The sequence below is a fragment of the Streptomyces sp. NPDC056128 genome (assembly GCF_042263835.1).
Taxonomy (GTDB): Bacteria; Actinomycetota; Actinomycetes; order Streptomycetales; family Streptomycetaceae; genus Streptomyces.
Genome location: NZ_JBHJVQ010000005.1, coordinates 295,965 through 321,165, shown reverse-complemented (window position 1 = coordinate 321,165; position 25,201 = coordinate 295,965). Strand labels below are relative to the sequence as shown.

General features: G+C 72.8%; 24 protein-coding genes. 9 read left to right on the top strand and 15 right to left on the bottom strand.

Translation table 11 applies throughout. The features are described from left to right. Window positions 1-131 precede the first annotated feature (131 nt). Window positions 132-1,376: a ricin-type beta-trefoil lectin domain protein gene (locus ACFC1X_RS14515; RefSeq protein ID WP_376352922.1), complete on the top strand. Its 1,245-nt coding sequence runs from the start codon at window positions 132-134 to the stop codon at window positions 1,374-1,376. A gap of 31 nt (window positions 1,377-1,407) precedes the next feature. Here the strand turns inward: ACFC1X_RS14515 and ACFC1X_RS14510 are convergent, their stop codons facing one another. Beyond that, window positions 1,408-1,644, bottom strand: coding sequence for a hypothetical protein (locus tag ACFC1X_RS14510; RefSeq protein WP_114529664.1), 237 nt, complete (start codon window positions 1,642-1,644; stop codon window positions 1,408-1,410). Window positions 1,645-1,759: 115 nt separating this feature from the next. Between ACFC1X_RS14510 and ACFC1X_RS14505 the strand changes: the two genes are divergently transcribed. Then, a complete protein-coding gene (locus ACFC1X_RS14505) occupies window positions 1,760-2,791 on the top strand; it encodes a PHP domain-containing protein (RefSeq protein WP_376352919.1) in 1,032 nt (343 codons plus the stop codon). A gap of 61 nt (window positions 2,792-2,852) precedes the next feature. Further along, window positions 2,853-4,043, top strand: coding sequence for an aromatic acid exporter family protein (locus ACFC1X_RS14500; protein ID WP_376352916.1), 1,191 nt, complete (start codon window positions 2,853-2,855; stop codon window positions 4,041-4,043). 270 nt (window positions 4,044-4,313) lie between these two features. On the opposite strand, the gene ACFC1X_RS14495 is transcribed toward ACFC1X_RS14500, so the two are convergent. Together ACFC1X_RS14495 and ACFC1X_RS14490 are read right to left on the bottom strand one after the other, a co-directional pair. After that, window positions 4,314-4,586, bottom strand: coding sequence for a hypothetical protein (locus ACFC1X_RS14495; protein WP_376352913.1), 273 nt, complete (start codon window positions 4,584-4,586; stop codon window positions 4,314-4,316). Window positions 4,587-4,674: 88 nt separating this feature from the next. Then, complete coding sequence (locus ACFC1X_RS14490; protein WP_361359537.1) at window positions 4,675-5,964, bottom strand: ROK family transcriptional regulator; 1,290 nt, start codon at window positions 5,962-5,964, stop codon at window positions 4,675-4,677. 198 nt (window positions 5,965-6,162) lie between these two features. Between ACFC1X_RS14490 and ACFC1X_RS14485 the strand changes: the two genes are divergently transcribed. From ACFC1X_RS14485 to ACFC1X_RS14470, 4 genes are all read left to right on the top strand, one after another. Then, window positions 6,163-6,657 (top strand): FBP domain-containing protein, encoded by a 495-nt coding sequence (locus ACFC1X_RS14485; RefSeq protein ID WP_376352910.1) that lies wholly within the window; start codon window positions 6,163-6,165, stop codon window positions 6,655-6,657. Between the two features lie 95 nt (window positions 6,658-6,752). Continuing rightward, complete coding sequence (locus ACFC1X_RS14480; RefSeq protein WP_376352907.1) at window positions 6,753-8,009, top strand: aromatic acid exporter family protein; 1,257 nt, start codon at window positions 6,753-6,755, stop codon at window positions 8,007-8,009. Window positions 8,010-8,041: 32 nt separating this feature from the next. Continuing rightward, complete coding sequence (locus ACFC1X_RS14475; protein WP_376352904.1) at window positions 8,042-9,088, top strand: hypothetical protein; 1,047 nt, start codon at window positions 8,042-8,044, stop codon at window positions 9,086-9,088. A 52-nt stretch (window positions 9,089-9,140) separates the two neighbouring features. Then, a complete protein-coding gene (locus tag ACFC1X_RS14470; RefSeq protein WP_376352901.1) occupies window positions 9,141-10,355 on the top strand; it encodes a lactonase family protein in 1,215 nt (404 codons plus the stop codon). Here ACFC1X_RS14470 and ACFC1X_RS14465 read toward each other — a convergent pair. After that, entirely contained in the window at window positions 10,323-11,048 is a 726-nt protein-coding gene (locus tag ACFC1X_RS14465; protein WP_376352899.1) for a DUF2470 domain-containing protein, read from the bottom strand. The two genes, ACFC1X_RS14470 and ACFC1X_RS14465, sit on opposite strands and share 33 nt — an antisense overlap. A gap of 161 nt (window positions 11,049-11,209) precedes the next feature. Next, window positions 11,210-11,818, bottom strand: coding sequence for a TetR/AcrR family transcriptional regulator (locus ACFC1X_RS14460; protein WP_122615239.1), 609 nt, complete (start codon window positions 11,816-11,818; stop codon window positions 11,210-11,212). 120 nt (window positions 11,819-11,938) lie between these two features. On the opposite strand from ACFC1X_RS14460, the gene ACFC1X_RS14455 reads away from it, so the two are divergent. After that, a complete protein-coding gene (locus tag ACFC1X_RS14455) occupies window positions 11,939-13,498 on the top strand; it encodes a cytochrome P450 (protein WP_376352896.1) in 1,560 nt (519 codons plus the stop codon). Here the strand turns inward: ACFC1X_RS14455 and ACFC1X_RS14450 are convergent. The 10 genes from ACFC1X_RS14450 to ACFC1X_RS14405 all read right to left on the bottom strand — a co-directional run bounded on the left by ACFC1X_RS14450 (window position 13,460) and on the right by ACFC1X_RS14405 (window position 23,680). Continuing rightward, entirely contained in the window at window positions 13,460-14,290 is an 831-nt protein-coding gene (locus ACFC1X_RS14450; protein ID WP_376352893.1) for a pentapeptide repeat-containing protein, read from the bottom strand. The genes ACFC1X_RS14455 and ACFC1X_RS14450 overlap by 39 nt on opposite strands. A gap of 56 nt (window positions 14,291-14,346) precedes the next feature. After that, the gene (gene sigJ, locus ACFC1X_RS14445) at window positions 14,347-15,267 is read right to left on the bottom strand and encodes an RNA polymerase sigma factor SigJ (protein ID WP_376352890.1); all 921 of its coding nucleotides are present in this window, start codon (window positions 15,265-15,267) and stop codon (window positions 14,347-14,349) included. A gap of 4 nt (window positions 15,268-15,271) precedes the next feature. Next, window positions 15,272-16,015 (bottom strand): PIG-L deacetylase family protein, encoded by a 744-nt coding sequence (locus tag ACFC1X_RS14440; RefSeq protein WP_376352887.1) that lies wholly within the window; start codon window positions 16,013-16,015, stop codon window positions 15,272-15,274. Between the two features lie 57 nt (window positions 16,016-16,072). After that, window positions 16,073-17,374 (bottom strand): alpha/beta fold hydrolase, encoded by a 1,302-nt coding sequence (locus tag ACFC1X_RS14435; protein WP_376352884.1) that lies wholly within the window; start codon window positions 17,372-17,374, stop codon window positions 16,073-16,075. A gap of 115 nt (window positions 17,375-17,489) precedes the next feature. Next, entirely contained in the window at window positions 17,490-18,515 is a 1,026-nt protein-coding gene (locus ACFC1X_RS14430) for a LacI family DNA-binding transcriptional regulator (RefSeq protein ID WP_376352882.1), read from the bottom strand. Window positions 18,516-18,602: 87 nt separating this feature from the next. After that, the gene (locus ACFC1X_RS14425) at window positions 18,603-18,923 is read right to left on the bottom strand and encodes an L-rhamnose mutarotase (protein WP_376352879.1); all 321 of its coding nucleotides are present in this window, start codon (window positions 18,921-18,923) and stop codon (window positions 18,603-18,605) included. 30 nt (window positions 18,924-18,953) lie between these two features. Next, window positions 18,954-20,036: a rhamnose ABC transporter substrate-binding protein gene (gene rhaS, locus ACFC1X_RS14420; RefSeq protein ID WP_376352876.1), complete on the bottom strand. Its 1,083-nt coding sequence runs from the start codon at window positions 20,034-20,036 to the stop codon at window positions 18,954-18,956. 101 nt (window positions 20,037-20,137) lie between these two features. Further along, entirely contained in the window at window positions 20,138-21,133 is a 996-nt protein-coding gene (locus ACFC1X_RS14415) for an ABC transporter permease (protein WP_376352873.1), read from the bottom strand. Then, window positions 21,126-22,166: an ABC transporter permease gene (locus ACFC1X_RS14410; protein WP_376352870.1), complete on the bottom strand. Its 1,041-nt coding sequence runs from the start codon at window positions 22,164-22,166 to the stop codon at window positions 21,126-21,128. Before ACFC1X_RS14410 ends, ACFC1X_RS14415 begins: the two co-directional genes overlap by 8 nt. Further along, the gene (locus ACFC1X_RS14405; RefSeq protein WP_376352867.1) at window positions 22,163-23,680 is read right to left on the bottom strand and encodes a sugar ABC transporter ATP-binding protein; all 1,518 of its coding nucleotides are present in this window, start codon (window positions 23,678-23,680) and stop codon (window positions 22,163-22,165) included. Before ACFC1X_RS14405 ends, ACFC1X_RS14410 begins: the two co-directional genes overlap by 4 nt. A gap of 277 nt (window positions 23,681-23,957) precedes the next feature. Between ACFC1X_RS14405 and rhaI the strand changes: the two genes are divergently transcribed. Next, window positions 23,958-25,118, top strand: a complete 1,161-nt coding sequence (gene rhaI / locus ACFC1X_RS14400; RefSeq protein ID WP_376352864.1) for an L-rhamnose isomerase — start codon at window positions 23,958-23,960, stop codon at window positions 25,116-25,118. Window positions 25,119-25,201: the final 83 nt, after the last annotated feature.

The following is a 25,201-nucleotide window of genomic DNA, read 5'->3' as shown; positions in this document are numbered from 1 at the left end:
ACTCCGCACCATCTGGTCCGTACCAAGGTATTGACCACCCCTTATCTCACTACTTGAATCAAGAGGCGACACCTCAACCCCCCACCTCGGTCGGCGCCCCCTCCCCGGGGCGCCGTACGGAAGGGAGAGCCGTGGTCCGTCCACGCCTGCTCCGCAGATGTCTCCTCGCCGCCGCCCTGTCCGCGGGGCTCGCCGCGTCCCTCGTATCGGGCCCCGCACAGGCGGAACCCGATTCCCGTGCCGCCGACGCCGCGGCCGCCGCCGTGACGTTCTCCGACACCTTCGACGGCCCGGCCGGTTCGGCCGTCGACTCCTCGAAGTGGCAGATCGAGACCGGCGACAACGTCAACAACCACGAACGGCAGTACTACACCGCGGGCAACCGGAACGCCTCGCTGAACGGCCAGGGCCAGCTGGTCATCACGGCCCGCAAGGAGAACCCCGCCAACTACCAGTGCTGGTACGGCACCTGCCAGTACACCTCGGCCCGCCTCAACACCTCCGGCAAGTTCACGGCGCAGTACGGGCACGTCGAGGCCCGGATGAAGGTGCCGCGCGGGCAGGGCATGTGGCCGGCGTTCTGGATGCTCGGCACCCCGGTGAACTGGCCGGACTCCGGCGAGATCGACATCATGGAGAACGTCGGCTTCGAACCCTCCACCGTGCACGGCACGATCCACGGCCCCGGCTACTCGGGCGCGGGCGGCATCGGCGCCGGCTACACCCTGCCGGGCGGCCAGGCCTTCGCGGACGGCTTCCACACCTTCGCGGTCGACTGGGCGCCCGACTCGATCACCTGGTCGGTGGACGGCAACGTCTACCAGCGGCGCACCCCGGCCGACCTGGGCGGGAAGCAGTGGGTGTTCAACAGGCCGTACTTCCTGATCCTCAACCTGGCGGTCGGCGGCTACTGGCCCGGCGACCCGGACGCCTCCACGGTCTTCCCGCAGTCGCTGGTGGTGGACCACGTGTCGGTGACGACGAGCGACTCAGGCACCGGCGGCGCGATCCGGGGCCTGGCCGACAAGTGCGTGGACATCGCCGCGGCGGGCACCGCCAACGGCACCCCCGTACAGCTCTACGACTGCAACGGCACCGCCGCCCAGCGGTGGACGGTGGGCTCCGACGGCACGATCCGGGCGCTGGGCAAGTGCCTGGACGTCAACGCGGGCGGCACGGCGGACGGCACGGTGGTCCAGTTGTGGGACTGCAACGGCAGCGCCGCCCAGCGATGGGTGGTCACCGCCGCCCGGGACATCGTCAATCCGCAGGCCGACAAGTGCCTCGACGTCACCGGCAACAACTCGGCCAACGGCACCCGGCTGCAGATCTGGACCTGCTCGGGCGGCGCCAACCAGAAGTGGACGGTCGGCTGAGTCGCCCCCGAAGGGCCCGGGCCCGTCCTACCTAGTGCACCGTCCAGGTGAACTTGTCCCCGCCCACCCAGCGGACCACGTCCGGGTCGTCCAGGTCGTGGACCGTGATGCCGAAGGCCGCCGCGGCCTCCAGTACGTCGGTGACGGCCCTGGCCTCACCGACGACCTGGCCGTCGATCTCCACGATCCGGAACGGAGGCGTGCCCGGCTGCACCCGGAGCACGAGGATCCGCGGAGTGCCGATGTGCGGGCTGTCGATTTCGGTCATGCCTAGAGGGTAGGCCGCAACGCGCTGGAGCGAGGAGCGGACCGGCCCGGGGTGCGGGTCCCGGGGCGCTGGGGAACCCTGGACGTGCCGGAGGAGGTCGCGGGAGGAGGTGCCGATGGAGCCCGTCGAGGCACTGGAGCGGATCGCGTTCCTCCTGGAGCGGTCCCAGGCGCCCACCTACCGGGTCCGCGCCTTCCGCACCGCCGCCCGGGTGCTCGGCGACCTGAGCGCCGACGAGCTGCGCGAGCGGGCCGGGTCGCTGGAGTCGATGAAGGGCATCGGCCCCAAGACGGCGCAGGTGGCACGCGAGGCGCTGGCCGGGCGGACGCCCGGCTACCTGGAGAAGCTGGAGAGCGAGCCGGAGGCCCCGCGCGCGGAGGGCGGCGAGGCGCTGCGGGAGCTGCTGCGCGGCGACTGCCATCTGCACTCCGACTGGTCCGACGGCGGCAGCCCGATCGAGGAGATGGGCCGCACCGCCGCCGCGCTCGGCCACGCGTGGGCGGCGCTGACCGACCACTCGCCGCGGCTGACGGTGGCGCGCGGGCTCTCCCCCGAGCGGCTGCGCGAACAGCTGGACGTGGTGGCCGGGCTGAACGAGACCTGGGCGCCGTTCCGGCTGCTGACCGGCATCGAGTGCGACATCCTCGAGGACGGTTCGCTGGACCAGGAGCCGGAGCTGCTGGAGCGGCTCGACGTGGTGGTCGTGTCGGTGCACTCCAAGCTGCGGATGGACGCCCGCGCCATGACCCGCCGCATGGTGAAGGCCGTGCGCGACCCGCACGCGGACGTCCTCGGGCACTGCACCGGGCGGCTGCTGAACGGGCGGGGCCGGCCCGAGTCGGAGTTCGACGCGGACGAGGTGTTCGCCGCCTGCGCGGAGTCCGGCACCGCCGTGGAGATCAACAGCCGGCCCGAGCGCCTCGATCCCCCGCGGCGGCTGCTGCGCCGGGCGGTGGCGGCGGGCGTGCTGTTCTCGGTCGACACCGACGCGCACGCGCCCGGCCAGCTGGACTGGCAGATCAACGGGTGCGCGCGGGCGGAGGAGTGCGGGGTGCCGCCCGAACGGGTGGTCACCACCTGGTCCCTGGACGAACTGCTGGCCTGGACGCGGGAGGGCCGTACACCGGCCGGCGTGACCGGCGCGTGAGGCGCCGTGTCGTGGCTCACTCGGTGGCGTGGCGGCAGATCGTGCGGACACCCGGCGCCGTATGACAGGGGTGACACGTAAGGTCCGGGAGCTGTTCCGGGGGCGGCGGCCCGTGGCCGCGGTGTGGTGGGAGGCGTGTGCCGTCGGACGGGCCTGCCGGGCCGCCTGGCGGGGACCGGGACGCGAACGCGACCTGGTCGTCCAGTCCCTCAAGGCGGCGGTCGCCGCCCTGCTCGCCTGGACCGTGGCGGGCGTCTGGCTGGACGATCCGATGGCCCTCATCGCGCCGTGGGTGGCGCTCGTCCTCGTCCAGGCCACCGTCTACAGCTCGGTGCGGCAGGCCGGTCAGCAGTTCGCGGCGATCTGCGCGGGCGCCCTCATGGCGTCCGCCGCGCAGGCGATCACGGACGACACCACGGGGGCGCTGGTGCTGTCCCTGCCGGTGCTGATGCTGATCGCGAACTGGTCACGGTTCGGGCAGCAGGGCGTGTACGCGGCCACCACCGCGGTGTTCGTCCTGGCGTCCGGTACGGCGGTCTCGGCGGCGGCGGTCGGCCACCGGGTGGGGCAGGCCGCGCTCGGCGCGGTCATCGGCGTGGCGGTCAACGCCTTCGTGCTGCCGCCCATCCACCTGCGGGACGTACGGGAGAACCTGGCGGCGCTGGCCCGGGAGTCGGGCGACATCCTGCACACCCTCGCCGACGGTCTGCGCGAGGGCGAGTGGGACGGGCAGAGCGCCGCCGCCTGGTCGAGCGACGCCGCGCGGCTCCAGCGGCGGCTGGAGGCGCTGTACTCGGCGCGGTCCTGGAGCAGGGAGAGCCTGCGGCTGACCCCTGGCCGGCTGCGCGGGCCGCGCCGCGTGCCGCGCATCGTCCCGCCGGAGGACGAGGACCAGCGCTGGAGCCGCGTCACCGGGAACATCACGGCGCTGACCCGGACGCTGGCGGTCGCCTGCGACGAGCACCGCACCCCCGCCCCGCCCGAGGGGCCGACGCTGGACCTGTACGCACGGCTGCTGCGGCAGATCGGCGACGCCTGCCACACCGAGGCCGCACGGCTGCTGGGCGAGGCCGCCGAGCCCCGGCCGCGGGACGAGACGGAGATGACCATGGAGGAACTGCACCGGCGGTTGCAGGAGGGGCTGCGGGAGCACGCCGGTCAGGGGGCGGCCAGGACCGCGGTCCTCGGCACGCTGCTGCTCCAGGCGGAGAACCTGTGGGCCGAGATCGTGCCCGAGCGCCCGGAGCAGTGACACACATCACCCCAAATGGCGACAGAGGGTGGAACACCGGCCGCCTGCGCCCCGTTGAAGAGACCGTGGGTGCGGATGGGACAGTGTCCCCGGGCCTCACCTTTTGCCCACAGGGACGATCGTTCGGCTGAAGCCCTGTGGAGCCTTTCGCCGAGAGGCGACCGCCATCCGCACCCACGCCTCGAAGCCGCCCCGGCCGTGATTCCCCCGTCGCGGTCGGGGCTTCCTCATGTGTGCCTTCGGCCCCCGCGTGCCTCTCGCGCGCTCGCGTCAGCCGGAGGGCTCGTCGGGCACCGGGTGCTCGGGGTGTACGGCGCCCGAGTGCGGCGCGCCCTGCCGGCCGGTTCCGGCCTCGTCCGTGTCGGGGACGTCGTCGGCGTCCTCGTCGCGGTCCGCCCGGTCGCTCTGGAGGTGCTCGCGCTGCTCACGCGTGGGCGCGGCGGCCTCCCACGGGTCGTCGCCTTCACCGGCCTGCTGGTCCGGCAGGTCCCGCGGAACGGGGGCGTCGTTCTCCCCCGGGGCCTCCTGGCGGTGGTTGGTCACTGCGCGCTCCTTCCGGCGGTGCTCCTGAACGTCCGGTGCTCCCGAACGTCCGACCGCACCGGGTACCTCCGCGCCACCGGGCGAAACCTCAGTGCGGCGCCCGCTCCTCCAACGCCGTACGCCAGGCCGGGACCGGGTATTCGGGTGCCGGCTCGGGGCGTCGGCCGCCGCGCGCGAAGAAGTCGGCCAGGGGCAGGATCGCGGCGCCCACGGTGACGGCGTCCGGGCCGAGCCGCCCCAGGTCGACCGTCACCTTCTGGGCCGGGTGGCGCAGCGCGTACGACACGGCGTGGCGGCGGACGGCGGGCAGGAAGCGGGTGCCGAGCTGGAGGCCGGCCCAGCCGCCGATGAGGATGCGCTCGGGCTGGAAGAGGTTGATCAGGTCGGACAGGCCGGCGCCCAGGTACTCGGCGGTCTCCTCCAGGACGGCGAGCGCGACCGGGTCGGCCGCCTCGCCCTCCGGCGGATAGGCGGCGGCGAGCATGGTGGTCAGGGCGGTCTCCTCGTCGGCGCCCCCGGGCACCGATCCGCCCTCCTCCCGCCAGCGGGCCAGCAGCGACTCGGCGCCCGCGTACGCCTCCAGGCAGCCGAGCGCGCCGCAGCGGCAGCGGCGACCCCTGACCCGAACCGTCAGGTGCCCCCATTCGACCGCCCGGCCCTGCTCGACCTCGGGCGTGACGAGGCTGGCGCCGACGCCGGACCCGAAGAGGACGACGACCGCGTTGCGGGCACCGCGTCCGGCGCCGAACCACATCTCGGCCTGGCCGAGGGTCTTGGCGCCGTTGTCGATGAAATGGGGAACGGTGTCGGGGAGCGGGGAACCGGCGCGCAGCAGGGCCTCCAGCGGAACGGCGTCCCAGCCGATGGTCTGACCATGCACCACGGCGCCGCGGTCCTGGGTGTGCTCGACGATGCCGGGGACACCGATCCCGGCGCCGAGCAGCCGCTCGGGCGGCAGACCGGCCGCGGCCAGCACCTCGGCGATGCCGTCGCGGATGTGGCCGACGATGACCTCGACGTCGTAGCCCTGCTGCGTCAGCGGCCGTTCGGCGCGGGCGAGTTCGGTGAGCGTCAGGTCGAACAGTTCGACGCGCACCCGGGTCTCGCCGACGTCCACGCCGATCATGTGGCCGCTGGCGGGGGCCACCCGCAGCAGGGTGCGGGGCCTGCCGCCGTCGGAGTCGACACTGCCGGCCTCCTCCACCAGGCCGTCGGCGACGAGGTCGGCGACGACGTTGCTGACGGAGCCGGAGCTGAGTCCGGTCGCCGGGCCCAGCTCGAAGCGGCTGAGCGGTCCGTCGAAGTAGAGCCGCTGGAGTACGGCCGTACGGTTGGCCCTTCTCAGGTCGCGCACCGTGCGCCCGTTCCGCCCCGCCATGTGGCTCCCTCCGTACCGTGCCCGGTGTGCAAGATACCTCTGCCGCGCGGCAGCACGCGACTTCCCTCTGTCCTTAATTCATGCTATGAACTCCCGCTCGCCGAAATGCGGTGGCCCTCCCCTCAATGGCTATCTAAGCTAGGCGAAAACCTAGGGCATCTAGGTTTCCACTCCGGCACCCAAAGGGGGAGGCTCCCCATGAGAGCACTCGTCGAGCAGGACATCCGCACCTCTTTCATCAACTGCTCCAAGGGAGAGGCCAAGCGCCTGCCCCTCCCGCGCGATCTCGGCGAACGCCCCTGGGAGGATCTCGACTTCCTCGGCTGGCGGGATCCCGGGGCACCCGACCGCAGCTATCTGGTCGCGGACCTGGACGGACGCCTGACCGGCTTGTCGCTGCGGTTCCAGCAGGCCCGGTCCGGATACTTCCAGCGCAGCCTGTGCGCGCTGTGCCTGACCCCCCACCCCCGGGGCGGCGTGTCGCTGATGACGGCGCGCAGGGCAGGGGCGGCCGGACGCGAGGGCAACTCGGTCGGCCTGTACATGTGCACCGACCTCGCCTGCTCGCTGTACCTGCGGGGCAGGAAGGTGTCGCAGAGCGGTGCCCGCTTCGAGGAGAGCCTCACCCTGGAGGAACAGGTCGACCGGACCCTGGGCAATCTGTCCGCCTTCCTCGCCAAGGTGACCGCCTGACGCACGGCGCGTGGGAACCACTCCCATCCCCTCTGGCCGGTTACCGTCCTGTCCGGAACACGTTCGAGGCGCCCGGGGAAGGGAACAGCCCGAGGATGCGTGATGTACGGGAGGCCGCGAAGTCGGCTCTGCGGCGGGTGAAGTGGCTCAGGGACCCCATGGTCGTGCAGGCCCTGCGCTCGGCCGCGGCGGCCTCGATCGCCTATGTCATCGCGGTGCGGCTGAGCCCGGACAAGTCGGCGGCACCGCTCACCGCGCCCCTGACCGCGCTGCTGGTCGTCCAGGTCACGCTGTACGCCACGCTCAAGATGAGCATCCGCAGGGTGAACGCCGTGGTGGCCGGTGTGCTGGTGGCCATCGCCTTCAGCCAGTTGGTCGGGCTGAGCTGGTGGAGCCTTGCCCTGCTGATCGTGGCGGCGCTGGGCGTCGGGCATCTGGTGCGGGCGCACGAGTTCGTCGCCGAGGTGGCCATCAGCGCGATGCTGGTCCTCGGCGTGACCTCGCACGGCAGCCTCGCGTGGGCCCGGGTGGTGGAGACGCTGATCGGGGCGATCGTCGGACTGGCCTTCAACCTGGTCCTCGCCCCTCCGGTGTGGGTGGAGCAGGCGGGCGAGTCCATCGAGGAACTGGCCCGGCGGGTGCGCCAGCTGATGCTGCGTATGGGCGAGGAGGCCGCGGACAGCACGCCGTTCCACGAGGCGGCGGCCCGGCTGCACGAGGCGCGCCGGCTGGACCACGACATCGGGGAGGTGGACGAGGACCTGCGGCAGGCCGAGGACAGTCTGCGGTTCAACCCCCGGGTGCGGGAGGGGCTGCTGCACCGGGTGGTGCTGCGCACCGGTCTGGACACGCTGGAGATCTGCACGGTCGTCATGCGCGTCCTCGCGCGCAGCTTCACCGACCTCGCGAAGGAACGTGAGCCGGAGCCCCTGTTCCCGCCGGAGACGGGCGCCACCATCCAGCAGTTGCTGTCCGAGATCGCCGACGCCGTGGTGAGCTTCGCGGTGCTGGTCACCACCAGCGCCAGCGAGAACGCCGAGTCCGCGGAGGAACGCCTCTCCAGCGAGCTGCGCCAGGCGGCGGCCACCCGGGACCGGCTGGCCGACCTGCTCCTGGAGGAGGTCAGGCGCGATTCCCGGCAGTGGCAGCTGCGGGGCGCGGTGCTGGCCGAGGTCGACCGGATCATCGACGAGATGGACACCGAGCACCGCTCGCGACGGCTCCTGGAGGAACTGGACCGGCACACGCGCGAGCTGCGCGAACGCATGCCGCGGCTGACCCGGCTGCGGGACCGGGGACGGGCGGTGCTGCGGAAGCGGAACCGCGGCGGCGCCGCGCGACGTTCCCCTTGAGGAAGAGCGGACGACGACGAGGGGGCGTACGGATGACCGGCACCAGCGTGCGGATCGACGGGAACCGGCTGCTGCTGCCGGGCGGCGCGGTGGTGCGGTTCATCCGCACCCTGCGGCTGCCCGAGCAGGGCACCCACCCGCTGCCGCCCGGGCTCGGCGAGTTCCCGGTCCGCCGCGTCGCCGACTACGCCGACACGGTCCCCGAGTCCTGGCGGGCCCGCGGCGGCGTGATGCTGCCGGTGTACCTGCGGGAGGCCATGTGGCTGAGTTTCGCGGGCACGAGGGAGCCCACCGCGCTCCAGGTCGGGGTGGGCAAGGTGTGCGCGGTCTCGGGCAGGCCCTGGAGCGGCCGGCTCTCCCGCGATCCGCAGAACTACGTGGTCCTTCCGCGCCAGCCCTGGCTGGACGGCATCAACTCCGGGAAGGGCACGGTCCGGCAGTTCGTGGCGGTGCCGCTCGGCATGGGGGCGACCGTCGAGGGCCAGGTCACCGGCGAGGAGGTCTGGGGCGGAGTCCAGTTGCAGGACTTCCGTCTCAACGACCGGGAACTGGAGCGGTGGCGGGAGGCGGAGCGGCGGCGCGCCGAGTTCGCGCGCCGGGCGGCCCCTCCCGGCGGGGCCTTCGGGGCGGCGATGCCGGCTCCGGCCGCCCCCGGCGCGGCCGCCGCCTACGGGGGCGCGGCCCGGTCCCGGTCCGCCCCGGCGATGGGGCTGGGCGTCGGCGGGTCCATGCGCCAGGAGGTGTACCGGGACGAACGGCCCCTGGAGCACTGGGCCGACAGCCCGGCGGGCCGGGTCTTCGTGCACCTGGTGACGCCGCCGGAGTGGCGGCGCGTCACGGGCGAGGAGCCGCCGCCGTCCCCGGTGGACCGGGCCGCGTACACACAGGCGGGCCTGCCCTGGTACGACTACTACGACCAGGACGCCCACGACCTCGCCCCCACCGAGCCGCTGCGGGACGTCAAGCCGGTCGGCGAGTGGCTCGGGGACGACCACGAGCCGTGGCAGGCACCGGGGCAGCAGCAGGTCCGGCCACTGAAGGACGCGCAGGGCAAGCCGGTGGAGGACGGGGACTGGTAGGAGGCGGCAGGACGGTGGGAGAGCCACGGGGAGCGATACGAGGAGTACGTGCGTGAGTGGTGACGGCTGGAGCAGGCGGCGGTTCGTCGGGCTGCTCGCGCGGACGGCCGGCGCGGCGGCGGCGCTGCCCGTGGCGGCGGGGTGCGGCGGCGCGCCGGACCCGTCGTCACCGGCGTCCTCGCCGACACCCACGGCGCCGGGAGCGAGCGCGGGCGCCTCGGGCAGGCAGGGCGGCTCCACCGGCCCGCGCCCGCTGTACATCGGCACGTACACGTCGGCCGAGGGCGGCGGCAAGGGCGTCGGACTCGCCGAGTACGACCCCCGCACCGGGCGGATCACCGGCCGCGGCGTCCTCACCGGCGTCGGCGATCCCTCGTATCTCGCGGCGCATCCCGAGGGGCGCACCCTGTACGCGGTGAGCGAGCGCGAGGAGGGGGCGGTGACCGCCGTCCGGCTGTCCGACCGGAAGGTCCTGGGCAGCAGGAGCACCGGAGGCGCCGCGCCCTGTCATCTGTCCGTGCATCCGGGCGGGCGCTGGCTGCTCAGTGCCAACTACGGTTCGGGCAGCGTCGCCGTGCACCCGATCGACGCCTCGGGCGCGCTAGGGGAGCGCACCGACCTGGTGACCCACTCCGCTCCCCCGCCCGGCCCCGGACAGCAGGGGCCGCACGCGCACCAGATCGTCACCGCTCCCGACGGTGGCCACGTCCTCGCCGTGGACCTCGGCACGGACACCGTGTACACCTACCGGCTGGACGAGGCGTCGGGCACGCTCACCGAGGTCGCGCGGGTCCGGACCCGGCCGGGAGCAGGGCCCCGCCATCTCACCTTCCACCCCGGCGGCCGCCACGCCTACCTCGCCAACGAGGTCGACGACACGGTCGCGGTCTGCGCCTACGACCCCGGGACCGGCCGCCTGACCATCGGCGAGGCGCAGTCCACGGGCACGGGGTCCGGCACCAATCACCCCGCCCAGATCCTGGTGACGGCCGACGGCTCGCACGCCTTCCTCGCCAACCGGGGGCACAACAGCCTCACGCGCTACGCGGTGGAGGCGGACGGCGCCCGGCTGCGGCTGCTCGGCACGGTGCCGGTGGGCGGCGACTTCCCGCGGCAGATCGCCTTCTCCCCGGACGGCGGGCTGCTCTTCGCGGCGAACCAGAGGTCCGGCACCGTCAGCGTGTTCCGCGTGTCCGGCGGTGGAGAACTGCAGGCCGCCGGGGAGCCGTTCGCCTCACCCGTCGCCGTCTGTGCGCTGCCGCTGTAGGGCCCGGGGGCAGGAGGCGGCGCTCGCCTGCGACAGCAGCACGTGCACCCGCTCCGTGAGCTGCCCGATGTCGTCGGCCGGCGCGTGGAAGGGCAGGCGTACGTCGCCGTGGGCGCGGGCGCGCTCGATGCGCAGGGTCAGCCCGTGCCGGTCGACGGCGAGCGGCCGCACCCGGACCGCGCCGTGCAGGCTGTCGGCCTCGACGAGCCGGGTCAGCCGCTCCACCGCGTCGCCGTGGCAGTCGGCGAGGTGGGTCAGCAGCCGGGCCTCGGCCAGCGCCAGCGGGTCGGGCTCGGCGGCGGCGAACTCGTCGAGGTCGACCACCACCGCACCGGACGGCCGCCGCAGCACCACACGCGTGGGCCGGAACGCCAAGTGCCCGTCCGCCACGGCGAACCAGCCGGCGAGCCAGAGCCGGGCCCTGATCCGGCCCCGCACCGGGACGGGCGCCACGTCGGCGAACTCCAGCACGGCGGACGGCTCTCCGCGGGGTGCGCAGATCGCCGCCGCGAGCAGGGCGCTGTCCTCGGGCACGTGCAGGAACACCTGGCCGTCGTCGCCGACCGTGTGCGCGCCGACGAACTCCTCGCGGCCGCCTTCCGCAGTCACCGCGCAGGACCAGGCGGCGGCGAGTACGGAGCGGGCCTGCTCCGCCGCGGCAGGCGCGGCCGTCCAGGCGTGGCTGTCACCCATCCTCAACCTCCGTCATCAATTCATTAGGTAAGGCTCACCTAACCTATCGGAGTTCGGGGCGTGCGCCAACCAGGACGCGTGATCTTTGCGAGACCTTTTCAGCGTGCCGGACGGCGCACTTCAGCGGCCCGGGGGCGCGTTCCGAAGTGCAACGCGGGCGCTCAGGGGGCGATGGCGCCGAGCAGCGCCCGCGCACACAGGTCGCGCACCTGCTCCCGGGCGGGCTCCGGATCCCGCAGCCACTCCAGGCAGACCGCGGTGGTGAACGCCAGCCAGCCGCGCACCGCGAGCCGCACGTCGCCGCGCTCCTCGAAGGCCGGGCCGAACTCCGGGTCGGCGGCCAGGGCCGCGAGGATCTGCCGCTCCTGCGCGGCGAGCGCCTGCCGGTAGACCCGGCGCACCGCCTGGTCGCCGGTCGCGTCGGCGCGATGGAAGGCGCGGTAGCCGTGCGCGTGGGCGCGGACGTACTCCAGGTACGCGTCGAGCCCCGCGGTGAGCTGCTCGCGGACCGGAACCCCCGGCACGGCCGCCGTCATCCGCAGCATGCGCTCGCTCTCGCGCTCGACGACCGCCGCGAAGAAATCCCGCTTGTTCGGGAAGTAGTGGTACAGCAGCCCCCGGGAGACCCCGGCGATCTCGGCGACCTGCTCGATCCAGACCTCGTCGTACGGGCTCTCCGAGAACAGCCGCGCCCCCACCGACAGCAACTGCTCCCGGCGCTCGCCGGTGCTGAGCCGGCGGCGTGTGCGCTCGCCCTGTTTCGCGGCCATGCCCGCACCTTACTTGACGCCGGTTCAACAACGGGACGAGACTGGGAGCCGCTATTGAATCCATGTACAACACGCTTGCCCCGCGTGGGCAACACGCCGCCGCGTCAAGGGAGATCGCGCATGGCCCGGACGACGAACGAGACGGCCCGGGACGGCCTGCCGAAGGGCTTCCGCAGCGCCGAGCTGGGCTGGCCCGAACTGCGCCGCATACCCCGCCCGCCGTACCGCGTCCCCCTGCTGGGGGACGTGATCGGGGCGAGCCGGCGCACGCCGATGCAGGACTCGCTGCGGTACGCGCGGCAGCTGGGGCCGATCTTCCGGCGGCGGGCCTTCGGCAAGGAGTTCGTGTTCGTGTGGGGCGCCGCGCTCGCCGCCGACCTGGCGGACGAGACGCGCTTCGCCAAGCACGTGGGGCTCGGCGTGGCCAACCTGCGGCCGGTGGCCGGGGACGGCCTGTTCACGGCGTACAACCACGAGCCCAACTGGCAGCTCGCGCACGACGTGCTGGCGCCCGGCTTCAGCCGCGAGGCCATGGCCGGGTACCACGTGATGATGCTGGACGTGGCCGGGCGGCTCACCGACCACTGGGACCGGGCCCGGGCGGCGGGACGGGCGGTGGACGTGCCCGGCGACATGACCAAGCTGACGCTGGAGACCATCGCGCGCACCGGGTTCGGGCACGACTTCGGGTCCTTCGAGCGCTCCCGCCCGCACCCCTTCGTCTCCGCGATGGTGGGCACGCTCACCTACGCCCAGCGCCTCAACACGGTGCCCGCGCCGCTCGCCCCCTGGCTGCTGCGCGACGCGAGCCGCCGCAACGCCGCGGACATCGCCCACCTCAACCGCACCGTGGACGATCTGGTGAGCGAACGCCGGGCGGCCGGCGGCGCGGGCGGCACGGGCGACCTGCTCGACCGGATGCTGGAGACGACCCACCCCGTCACCGGTGAGCGGCTGTCGCCGGAGAACGTCCGCAGGCAGGTCATCACCTTCCTGGTCGCCGGGCACGAGACCACCTCGGGCGCGCTCTCCTTCGCCCTGCACTACCTCGCCCAGCACCCGGAGATCGCCGCCCGGGTCCGGGACGAGGTGGACCGCGTCTGGGGCGACACCGAGGCGCCCGGCTACGAGCAGGTGGCCAGGCTGCGCTACACGCGCCGGGTGCTGGACGAGTCGCTGCGGCTGTGGCCGACCGCCCCCGCCTTCGCGCGGGAGGCCCGCGAGGACACGGTGCTGGGCGGCGCGTACCCGATGCGGCGCGGGGCCTGGGCGCTGGTGCTCACCGGGATGCTGCACCGCGACCCCGACGTGTGGGGCGCGGACGCCGAGAGTTTCGACCCGGACCGCTTCGACGCGAAGGCCGTACGGTCGCGCGCCCCGCACACCTTCAAGCCGTTCGGGACGGGGGCGCGGGCCTGCATCGGGCGGCAGTTCGCGCTGCACGAGGCGACGCTGGTCCTGGGTCTGCTGCTGCGCCGCTACGAGCTGCGGCCCGAGCCCGGTTACCGGCTGCGGGTGACCGAGCGGCTGACGCTGATGCCGGAGGGGCTGCGGCTGCGGCTGGAGCGGCGGACCGGGCCGGGCGCGCCCGGCCCGGCTCCGGAAGGCGCCGTACGCACCGCGGACGCCGGGGACGCCGCGTCAGCGGCCCGCTGTCCAGTGCACCGGGCGGGTGACTGAGTCCGGCAGCCTGGTGCCGGCGCCGCCCCGGGCCGCGGTGAGCTGCGGCTGGGTCAGGAAGAAGGCTCCCGTCAGGTCCGCGTCCGTCAGGTCGGCGTCGCGCAGGTCCGCGCCGATCAGGTCGGCGCCCCGCAGGTCGGCTCCGGTGAGGTCGGCGGCGATGAGGTAGGCGCCGCGCAGATCGGCGCCGGCCAGGTCGGCGCCCTTGAGGCGGGCGCCCATCAGGTCGGCGTTGCGGCGGTTCTTCTTCCGGCCGCGGGTGCCGGCCCGTACCAGCTCGCTGGTGCGCAGCAGGAGTACGTTGACCCGCTGCCGGTGCGCGGCCACGTCCAGGGCGGCCAGCTCCTCGGGGGTCCGGCCGGTGAGGTCCTCGGTGTCGGCCAGGGCGCGCCGCAGGTCGGCGTGGACCGGGCGGGCCGCGGGCAGGGTCAGTGCCTCGGTCAGGTACCAGAGCAGTTCGCGCAGCTGACGGACGACCGGGAAGACGTCGAAGACGAGGCGGGCGCGCTCCGGCGGGCCGGTGCGCCAGTCCTGTCCGCCGAAGGTGACCTGCGAGACCTGCTGCCCGGCGCCGAAGCAGTCGTAGACCGTGCAGCCGGTGAAGCCGCGGTCCCGCAGCTCGGCATGGATGCCGCAGCGGTGGTCGGTGCCGAGGTTCGGGCAGGGCTTCCCCGCGTCCTTGTCGATGGCGAAGTCCGCCGAGCGGGCGAACGGGAGTGCCACGCAGCACAGACCGAAGCACTGTCCGCAGTCGGCGCGCAGCGCGGCCCGGTCCACCGTGTGTTCTCGCATGTCACCGAGGATACGGGCCGTCGGCACACCCCCGCGCCGACGGCCCCCGGCCCCGGTCAGGTCTCCAGCGCGGACAGGTCCAGGCGGGCCAGCCGCTCGGGGTCGGACAGGATGTACAGGCCGGTGATGAGCCCGTCGACGACGGTGACGTACGTGACCGACCGCGGACGTCCCTCGGAGACGGCGACGGTGCCCACCGCGCCGTTGACCAGGACGACGCGTGCCGCCCCCGCGAGGTGGCGGAAGTGGAAGGCACCGGTGGCGACGGTCCGGGCGCCGGTGGCGACCTTCGACGCGGCCGGGCCCCTGGCCAGCGCACCGGCGTCGGCGCGCAGCACCACGTCCGGGTGGAGCACGGACACCAGCGCCTCGAAGTCCCCGGCACGGCTCGCGGCGAGGAACGCCTCGACCGCCCGGCGCTGCCGGCCGAGGTCCGGGTCGGCGGCGGGGGTGGCGTCCCGCACCCGGCGCCGGGCCCGGCTGGCCAGCTGCCGGGTGGCGGCCGGGCTCTTCTCGACGATCCGCGCGATGTCGTCGAAGGGCACGGCGAACATGTCGTGCAGCACGAAGGCCAGCCGCTCGGCCGGTTCCAGGGTCTCCAGCACCACCAGCAGGGCGATGCCCACCGAGTCGGTGTGCAGGGCCTCCTGCTCCGGGTCGGCCTGCGGCAGCGCCCGCACCACCGGGTCCGGCACGAAGGTGTCGAAGCCCTCGGCCATCGGCTCCTCGCGGCGCGCGGTCCGCGAGCGCAGCAGGTCCAGGCAGACCCGGCCGGTCACCGTGGTCAGCCAGGCGCCCAGGTTCTCGATGCCGCCCGCGCCGGTGCGGTCGAGGCGCAGCCACGCCTCCTGCACGGCGTCCTCCGCCTCGGCCGCCGAACCGAGCATGCGGTAGGCGACCGCCTTCAACTGCCCCCGGTGCTCCTCGAACCGCTCGGCGAGACGCCCCTGCCCCGGCTCGCCCCACTCCCCCGCCATGCCGCTACCGCCCGAAGACTTCGAAGGTCACCGCCGGCTTTCCGCCGAACCGCTCCCCCGCGGACTGGGCGAAGCCGGTGAGGAAGCCGCGCACGTACGTCTCCGGGTCCTCCTCGGTCAGCACCTCGATGTACGTCCGGTGTTCGAGCAGCGAGCGCACCGCGCGCTCCAGTCCCGGCGTGGCGTCCACGGCGTGCGTGGGCGAGGCGGAACCGGCGACCGCGACCCAGCGCACGCCGTCCCAGGGTTCGAGGCCCTGCTCGGTCAGCTCGGGGAAGATCCACCGGTTGCCCGCGTCGGACGCCGCGTCCAGCGTGGCGCGGCCGACGGCGACGTGGTCCGGGGTGTTCCAGGCGACGCCGCCCCAGGTGTCCCGGTGGTTGAGGGTGATGACCAGCTCGGGCCGGTAGCGGCGGATCGCGGCGGCGATGTCGCGGCGCAGCAGAATGCCGTACTCGATGACACCGTCCCGGTGGTCGAGGAACTCCACCTCGCTCACCCCGACGACCGCGGCGCTCGCCCGCTGCTCCCGCTCGCGCAGCGGGGCGCACTCGGCGGGCGCCATGGTGTCGATGCCCGCCTCGCCCCGGGTGGCGAGCAGGTAGGCGACCTCGCGGCCCTCGTCGGTCCAGCCGGCGATCGCCGCCGAGCAGCCGTACTCCAGGTCGTCCGGGTGGGCGACGACGGCGAGGGCGCGGCTCCAGTCGCCGGGCATGGGCTCCAGTTGCGTGATCGTCGGCTCCGTCATGCCCGCACACTAACCCGCGCCACCGGCCCCCCACCCGGATATTCGGCCGGGCTCCGCTCAGGTCTCGTCGCGGGCCAGCGCGAGCAGCCGGTCCAGGACGCGGGGGCCGCCGGCCCGTACGCCGTCGTGCTCGAACTCGTCGGTCACCCAGGTGCGCAGGCCGCGGACCGCGCGGGCGGTGGACAGGGCGTGGGCGGTGTCGACGTACATGTCGTCGTGGTAGACGGCCGCGGCGGCCGGTACCTCGTTGGCGGCGAGGCGGGCGGGGTCGTACAGGGGCGTCCAGTCGGTGCGGGCGGCGAGCAGTCCGGCGGTCTCGCGCAGCGGGCGCAGCGCCGGGTCGCAGTCGAACATCCAGGGGTGGACCGACTCGCCGGTGAACATCAGCGGTTCGTCGCCGGCGAGTGCCTTGGCGGCGTCGAAGCGGGGGAACTCGGCGCGGACCCGCTCGGCCGACCAGTCGGTGGGGCGGGCGTCCCGGCCGTAGATGGCCTCGTGGACGAGGGCGTACAGCGGGTGGCCGGCGTACGACAGCAGGCCCTGCGCCTGTTCCTGGAAGTCGTCGGACAGTTCGTGTCCGCCCGGGGTGCGGACGAAGGCGTCCTCCAGGAGGAAGTGCAGGCGGTGGCTGCCCTCGCTGCCGCCGAGCAGGATGCCGAGGGACTGGAAGGCCTCGACGGTCAGCCGGTAGCCGCCTGGCAGGACCACGTCGTGGCCGAGCAGGTGGTCGGCGATGCGGCGGGCGCGTTCGACGTCCTGCGGGTAGCGGGCGTAGTGCGCGGCGACCTTGCGTTCGATACGGGGGTAGGCGGCCCGGTAGATGTCGTCGGCGTGGGCGTCCAGGGAGGGCAGGCCGCCGGTGATCAGGGCGGTGCTCAGGCCCTCGGGGGCGAGCGACAGGTAGGCGACGGTGCAGAAGCCGCCGAAGCTCTGGCCGAGGACGGTCCAGGGGGCGCCGCCGGTGACCTGGGGGCGGATGGCCTCGCAGTCGCGGACGATGGCGTCGGCGCGGAAGTGGGTGAGGTAGTCGGCCTGCTCGGCCGGGCCGCCGCGCAGCGGGAGGGTCTGGCGGTTGGCGGGCGTGGAGGCGCCGGTGCCGCGCTGGTCGAGGAGCAGGACGCGGAACTCCTTGAGGGCCCGGCCGAGCCAGGCGGGACGGCCGATGAAACGGTTCGCCCCGAAGCCGGGACCGCCCTGGAGGTAGACCAGCCACGGGAGGTCCTGGTGCGCCATGTCACTCGCGACGGCCTCGCGCGCGTACAGCTCGATCGTCTCCCCGGCGGGGTGGCGGTGGTCGAGGGGCACGGTGAAACGGCGGTCGGTGAGGACGACACCTGGCTGGCGGTAGCTGACGCTCAACGGGGCTCCCGGGACGGACGGATGTGACGGTCGGATTTCTCGGCCGTGTCCCAGTTCAGCACACGGTCTTGCGGCGGCCGACCCCCGGGATCATGAAATCGTGCCGGACGGCCGGTCAGCGGGCGGCGAGGCTGGAGCGCCGCACCACCAGTTCGGGCTGGAGCACGACCCTGCGGTGCGGGTGGGTCCGGTCGGTGCCGTCCAGCTCCGTCTCCTCCAGGAGCAGCTCGGCCGCCATCGCGCCCATGGTGACGGCGGGCTGGCGCACGGAGGTGAGCGGGACGGCCGCCGCGGCGGCGAACTCGATGTCGTCGTAGCCGACGATGGCGAGGTCGTCGGGGACGCTCACCCCCGCCGCGTACAGGGCCTGGAGGACGCCCAGGGCGAGCAGGTCGTTGGCGCAGAAGACGGCGGTCGGCCGGTCGGCGAGCCCGAGCAGGCGGGCGCCGGCGTCGCGCCCGGCGGAGACGTCGAGGCGTTCGGTGGGCAGCTCGCGCAGCGCGTCGGGGCCGAGGCCGGCTTCGGCGAGCGCGGCGAGGGCGCCGGTACGGCGGTCGCGCACCTGGTTGAGTCCCGGCGGGCCGCTGACGTAGGCGATGGAGCGGTGTCCGGCGTCCACCAGGTGGCCCACGGCCAGCGCGCCGCCGGCGACGTCGTCGACGGAGACCGAGCACTCGGTGGTGCCCTCGGCGACCCGGTCGACGAGCACGAAGGGGATGTTGTGGCGCCGGAAGCCCTCGATGTTGCGGCCGGTGGCGTCGGCGGGGGTGAGCAGGACGCCCCGGACCCGCTGCTCGGCGAAGAGCGACAGGTACTCGGCCTCCTCGCCGGGGTTCTGGGCGCTGTTGCAGACCATCACGCCGAGCCCGGCGTCCCGCGCGGCCCGCTCGGCGCCGCGCGCGACGTCGACGAAGAAGGGGTTGCCCATGTCGAGGACGAGCAGCCCCATGATCCGGCTGCGGCCCGCGCGCAGCTGGCGCGCGGACTCGCTGCGGACGTAGCCGAGCCGGTCGATCGCGGACAGCACCCGCGCGCGGGTCTCGGTCGCGACGGTGTCGGGCCGGTTGATGACGTTGGAGACCGTGCCCACGGAAACTCCGGCGGCGCGGGCGACGTCCTTGATACCCACGGAATGGGCCATCGGGCAGGGACCTCCGAGGTCGGGCCGGGTACGGGTGGGCGGCCGCAGGGCCTTCACACTACCTGCGCCGCCCCGGGAAGAGTCTCCTCAGGCGAGGTGGAACACCTCGGTGAGGGGCTTCATCGCCTCGTCGGGACGCGTCCCGTCCGGGGACTCGAAGAGCGGCCCCATCTCCGCCTGCCACCGGGCGTTCACCTCGGTGGCCTCCATGCCGGCCCGGGCGGCGGCGAAGTCCTCGGTCTCCAGGTAGCCGACGAGCAGGCCGTCGTCGCGCAGGAAGAGCGAGTAGTTGTGCCAGCCGGTGGCGGAGAGCGCCTCGCACATCTCCGGCCACACGGCGGCGTGGCGTTCGCGGTACTCCGCGATGCGGTCCTGGCGGACCTTGAGCAGGAAACAGACGCGTCGCATGAAGTACCGCTCCCGTACGCGAGGTGGAGGCTAGAAGTTGTACTGGTCGACGTTCTCGGCGGTGAAGACGGTCGGCTTGCCGAGGTTGATCACGCCGTCCTTGCCGATGGTGTACTCGCCCATGGCGCCGGCCTTGAAGGTCTCGCCCTCCTTGCCGGTGATCTGCCCGGAGGACAGGGCGACGGCGGTGCGCGCGGCCAGTTCACCGAGCTTGGCCGGGTCCCACAGTTCGAACGCCTCGACGGTGCCGTTCTTGACGTACTTGCGCATGTCGTTGGGCGTGCCGAGGCCGGTCAGCTTGACCTTGCCCTTGTACTTGGAGCCGGACAGGTACTGGGCGGCGGCCTTGATGCCGACGGTGGTCGGGGAGATGATCCCCTTCAGGTTCGGGTGCTCCTGGAGCAGGCCCTGGGTCTGCTGGAAGGACTTCTGCGCGTCGTCGTCACCGTAGGCGACCGTGACCAGCTTGATGTCCTTGTACTTCGGGTCCTTCAGCTCGTCCTTCATGATCTCGATCCAGGCGTTCTGGTTCGTCGCGGTCTGCGCGGCGGAGAGGATCGCGATCTCGCCCTTGTTGCCGATCTGCTCGGCGAGCAGCTGCACCTGGGTGCGGCCGAGGTCGTCGGCGGACGCCTGGGAGATGAAGGCGTTGCGGCACTCGGGGTTGGTGTCCGAGTCGTAGGTGACGACCTTGATGTCGTTCTTCATGGCCTGCTTGAGCGCGGTGCACAGGGCGCCCGGGTCCTGCGCGGAGACGGCCATGGCGTCGACCTGCTGCTGGGTGAGCGTGTTGACGTAGGAGACCTGGCCGGCGGTGTCGGTGCCGCTGGAGGTGCCGACCTCCTTGTAGCTGGAGCCGAGTTCCTTCAGCGCCTTCTCGCCGCCCTTGTCGGCGACGGTGAAGTAGGGGTTGTTGACCTGCTTGGGCAGGAAGCCGACGGTCAGCCCCTTCTTCGTCTCGGCGTTCGGATCGGCCTTCCCCGCGGTGGCGGCCTTGCCACCCTCGTCCTTGACGTCCTCCTTGGTGGTGCCACCGCAGGCGGTGACGGCGAGGGCGAGGGAGGTGACGGCGGCGAGGGTGACGCAGGTACGGCGGAGGGAGGACTTGCGCATGGTGGGTTCCTTCTGAGGGAGGGTGAGCGGAGCGCGCCCCGTCAGGGGCGCGGGGAACTGCGCGACCAGCCACAGACGGCCCGCAGCCTCAGTACATGGCGCTAGGACGTCAGCCTCTGCGCCCTCGCAATCGAGACCTGCCGCGCGACCCGAGGCCCCAACACGGACAGCACGAGCAGCACACCGGTCACGACGATCTGCGACTGCGCGGAAACGTCCTGAAGACTCATCACGTTCTGCAACGCCCCGAGCAGAAACACCCCGGCGATCGCGCCGCCCAACGTGCCCTTCCCACCGTCGAAGTCGATCCCGCCCAGCAACACGGCCGCGACGACGGACAGTTCGAGCCCCATGGCGTTGTCGTACCGCGCACTCGCGTAGTGCAGCGCCCAGAAGACCCCGGTCAGCGCGGACATCAGCCCGGTCAGCGTGAAAAGGATCAGCTTCTGCCGCCGGACCCGGATCCCGGCGAACCGCGCGGCCTCCTCGCTGGCGCCGACCGCGAACAGCGACCGGCCGAACGGCATGGCGTGCAGGGCGATCACGGCGATGGCCAGCAGCACGAGGAACGGCAGGAACGCGTACGGGATGAACGTGTCGCCGATCCGGCCGGCCGCGAAGTCCAGGTACTGCGAGGGGAAGTCGGTGACCGCGTCGGAGCCGAGCACGATCTGCGCGATGCCCCGGTAGGCCGCCAGGGTGCCGATCGTCACGGCGAGGGAGGGCAGGCCGAGCCGGGTGACCAGCAGCCCGTTGACCAGGCCGCAGACGACGCCGAGCAGCAGGCAGATCGGGATGATCGCCTCGATGGTCATGCCCTGGTTCCACAGGGCGCCCATCACCGCGCCGGACAGACCCGCGGTCGAGGCGACCGACAGGTCGATCTCGCCGGAGACGACCAGCAGGGTCATCGGCAGGGCGATGAGCGCGATCGGCAGGGTGTTGCCGATCAGGAAGGACAGGTTGAGGGCGTTGCCGAAGCCGTCGACGAAGCCGAAGGAGAACAGCAGCACCACGATGAGAAGGGCACCCACGGCCCCGTCCCACCTCAAGGAGGCGGACCGGCGGATCGCTCGCGCGATTGAGCTGTCAGCCATGGCGGGCGTTCCTCTTCTTCAGGGCGTTGGCCACGCGCAGCGCGACGATCCGGTCGACGGCGATGGCGAGGATGAGCAGGATGCCGTTGATGGCCAGCACCCACACGGAGCTGACCCCGAGCGCGGGCAGCACGCTGTTGATCGAGGTCAGCAGCAGCGCGCCGAGGGCCGCGCCGTAGACGCTGCCGGAGCCGCCGGTGAAGACGACGCCGCCGACCACCACCGCGCTGACGACGGTCAGTTCGTAGCCGTTGCCGGTGCCGGAGTCGACGTTGCCGAACCGGGCCAGGTAGAGGGCGCCGGCGAGTCCGGCGAGGGCACCGCAGAAGGTGTACGCGGCGAGGATCCGCTTGCGCACCGGGATGCCGGCCAGTCGGGCGGCCTCCGGGTTGGAGCCGAGCGCGTACAGCTCGCGTCCGCCGCCGAAGTGCTTGAGGTAGTACGCCGTGGCGACCAGCACCGCGACCGCGATCAGCGCCAGCCACGGCACGGCCCAGATGCCGCCGGAGCCGAAGTCGACGAAGCCGCCGGGCAGGTCGGCCGCGGTGATCTGGCGGGAGCCGACCCAGATGGAGTCGATGCCGCGGATGATGTAGAGGGTGCCGAGGGTGACGACCAGCGCCGGGACCTGGCCGAGGCTGACGAGCAGGCCGTTGAGGAGGCCGAAGCCGACGCCCATCAGGACCGCCAGGACCACGGCGACGAAGGGGTTGCCGCCGCCCTGGAGGTACGTGCCGGCGGTGAAGGCGCTGATGCCGAGGGTGGAGCCGACCGACAGGTCGACGTTGCGGGTGATGACGACCAGGGACTGGCCGGTGGCGACCAGCACCAGGATGGTCGCGTTGAGCAGCAGGTCCTTGATGCCCTGCTCGGACAGGAACTCGCTGTTGCCGGCCTGGGTGACGCCGATCATCACCAGGAAGACCAGCAGGATGGCCAGTTCGCGCATCTTGAAGATGCGGTCGACCAGCCGGGTGGCTCCGGCCTGGGGGATGTCGGCCACGGGGCTCTGGTCGGGTGCGGTCACCGTCATGCGGCGGCCCTCCCCGTGGCTGCGGCCATCACGGACTCCTCGGTGGCGTCGGTGCGGGGTATCTCGGCGGCCAGCCGGCCCTCGTGCATCACGAGGACGCGGTCGGCCATGCCGAGGACCTCGGGCAGGTCGGAGGAGATCATCAGTACGGCCACGCCGTCGGCGGCCAGTTCGCTCAGCAGCCGGTGCACCTCGGCCTTGGTGCCGACGTCGATGCCGCGGGTCGGCTCGTCGACGATCAGCACCTTGGGTCCGGTGGCCAGCCACTTGGCCAGGACGACCTTCTGCTGGTTGCCGCCGGACAGGGTCGAGACGGTGTCGGCGATGCGGGCGTACTTGACCTGGAGCCTGACGGCCCAGTCGAGGGAGCGGCTGCGTTCGGCGCCGCGGTCCATGAACCCGGCCCGCACGGTCGTGCGGAGCCCGGTGAGGCCGATGTTGCGCTCGATGGACATGCCCATCACCAGGCCCTGGGCGCGCCGGTCCTCCGGGACGAGGGCGAGGCCGGCGGCCATCGCGGTGGACGGGGCGCCGTTGACCAGCGGCCTGCCGTCGACCTCCACCGTGCCGGCGTCCCAGCGGTCGACGCCGAAGACGGCGCGGGCGACCTCGGTGCGCCCGGCGCCGACCAGTCCGGCGAGAGCGACGATCTCACCGCGGCGCACCTCGAAGGAGACGTCGGTGAACACGCCCTCGCGGGTCAGCCGGCGCACGCTGAGGGCGACTTCGCCGGCCCGGACCTCCTGCTTCGGGTACAGCTCGTCGAGGTCGCGGCCGACCATGCGGCGCACCAGGTCGTCCTCGGTCATGCCGTCCAGCGGCTCGCTGGAGATCCGGGCGCCGTCCCGCAGGGTGGTGACGCGGGCGCAGATGCGGAAGATCTCCTCCAGGCGGTGGGAGATGAACAGTACGGCGGCGCCCTGCTCGCGCAGGCTGCGTACGACGCCGAAGAGGCGGGCCACCTCGCTGCCGGTGAGGGCGGCGGTCGGCTCGTCCATGATCAGGACGCGGGCGTCGAACGAGAGGGCCTTGGCGATCTCCACGATCTGCTGGTCCGCGATGGACAGGCCGCGCGCGGGACGGTCGGGGTCCAGCTCGACGCCCAGGCGCCGCATCAGGTCCGCGGTGGCGTTGTGGGTCGCCCGGTGGTCGATGCGGCCGAGGGCGCGCCGGGGCCGGCGGCCCATGAAGATGTTCTCGGCGATCGACAGGTCAGGGAAGAGGGTGGGCTCCTGGTAGATCACGGCGATGCCGGCGTCGCGGGCGTCGCCGGGACCGTGGAAGACGACCGGCGCGCCGTCGAGCAGCACCTGGCCGGCGTCCGGCCGGTGCACTCCGGCGAGCGTCTTGATGAGGGTCGACTTTCCGGCGCCGTTCTCGCCGGCGAGGGCGTGCACCTCGCCGGGGAACAGTTCCAGGGAGACGTCCCGCAGCGCACGGACCGCGCCGAAGGACTTGGAGACGTCCCTGAGCGCCAGAACCGGGGCCGTACCCGTGTCGGACGGGTGGGTCATTGGGGGCTCCTCGACGACGCCGGGCGGGACGGCCCTCACGGCGTCGTGAAAGGTTTCAACTCGGTTGCCGGGGACGTTAGGCAGCGAGGCCATGTCACGTCAATGGTTCCGGGTCGAAAAACTTGCGATAGCTGAAGGTCACGACCGAGTCACGGACAGCGGGGTCGGCCGGAAGGGTTGACACCCCTTCGGGCGGCTCATAACTTCGCGTTCTGAATCGTTTCACAGTTGGTCGTGCGCACAGCGGGCCACGACCCGACGTCACAGGAGCCCCGAAGTGACCGAGCTCGCCGCGGTGAAGGCCGCGCTCAGGACCCAGGCCGTCGAGACGCCGTCGTGGGCGTACGGGAACTCGGGCACCCGGTTCAAGGTGTTCGCCCAGGCCGGTGTCCCGCGCGACCCGTTCGAGAAACTGGACGACGCGGCCAAGGTGCACGAGTTCACCGGTGTCGCCCCGACCGTGGCCCTGCACATCCCGTGGGACCGGGTCGAGAACTACGCCGCGCTGGCCAAGCACGCCGAGGACCGCGGCGTACGGGTCGGCGCCATCAACTCGAACACCTTCCAGGACGACGACTACAGGCTGGGCAGCATCTGCCACCCCGACGCGGCGGTGCGCAGGAAGGCAGTCGACCACCTGCTGGAGTGCGTCGACATCATGGACGCCACCGGGTCGCGGGACCTGAAGCTGTGGTTCGCCGACGGCACGAACTATCCGGGCCAGGACGACATCCGTTCCCGGCAGGACCGGCTCGCCGAGGGACTGGCCGAGGTGTACGAGCGGCTCGGCGAGGGGCAGCGGATGCTGCTGGAGTACAAGCTCTTCGAGCCGGCCTTCTACACGACGGACGTGCCGGACTGGGGCACGGCGTACGCGCACTGCCTGAAGCTGGGCGAGAAGGCGCAGGTCGTGGTCGACACGGGACACCACGCGCCGGGCACGAACATCGAGTTCATCGTGGCGACGCTGCTGCGGGAGGGGAAGCTCGGCGGGTTCGACTTCAACTCGCGCTTCTACGCGGACGACGACCTGATGGTCGGTGCGGCCGATCCGTTCCAGTTGTTCCGGATCATGTACGAGGTGGTGCGTGGGGGCGGGTTCTCGTCGGACGTGGCGTTCATGCTCGACCAGTGCCACAACATCGAGGCGAAGATTCCGGCGATCGTGCGGTCGGTGATGAATGTGCAGGAGGCTACGGCGAAGGCGCTGCTGGTCGATGCGGGGGCGCTGGCCGCTGCGCAGGCCGGCGGGGATGTTCTTGAGGCGAACGCCGTGCTGATGGATGCGTACAACACGGACGTGCGTCCGTTGCTTCGTGAGGTGCGGGGGGAGATGGGTCTTGACCCCGAGCCCATGAAGGCGTACCGCGCCTGCGGGTGGGCCGAGAAGGTCGTCGCCGAGCGGGTGGGTGGACAGCAGGCCGGGTGGGGGGCGTAGGCGTCTGCCGGGTTTGTGTTGTTCGCGGACTGCGGGCCGGTTGTGGCTGGTCGCGCAGTTCCCCGCGCCCCTGACGGGGCGCG